At 76.9% G+C, this 363-nt stretch carries 1 protein-coding gene; it reads left to right on the top strand.

Going from position 1 to position 363, the window contains the following annotated elements; translation table 11 throughout:
• The coding region (locus UK12_RS33720; protein WP_231591497.1) for a hypothetical protein at positions 1-230 on the top strand (230 nt) is incomplete at its 5' end.
• Positions 231-363: the final 133 nt, after the last annotated feature.

Genomic DNA, 363 nt, shown 5'->3' with positions numbered 1-363 from the left:
CCACGGTCCCCGCCATGGTCGGGGCGGGGCTGGTGAACGCCTGCCGCGGCGTGACCCGCCAGGACCTCATGTACTCCGCGCGGCAGGGGGCCGGCGGGGGCGCGGGTCCGTTCGTCTTCGCCGCCTGGTACGCGGCCGGGCCGGCGGTGGGGGTGCTGGTCCTGACCCTGCCGTTCTCGACGGCGCTTCGCGGCACGGCGCCCGCGCCGATCGCGGCTGCCGCGCTGTAGAGCGTGCGTCGCGCGGCGGGGCCGGTGCCCGGGCTGTGGGGCATGGCCAGGTAGGTGACCGCGTACGCCCGAACCGTCCGCGAGTGATACGTCCGGTCCGGATCACCCCACGCGCGGACCGCTGCCCCGTGAT

Origin of the sequence: Saccharothrix sp. ST-888 (genome assembly GCF_000955975.1) — a bacterium.
Lineage (GTDB): Bacteria > Actinomycetota > Actinomycetes > Streptomycetales > Streptomycetaceae > Kitasatospora.
Note: the sequence above shows the minus strand (reverse complement) of the source record. Positions and strands in the feature narration are given on the sequence as shown.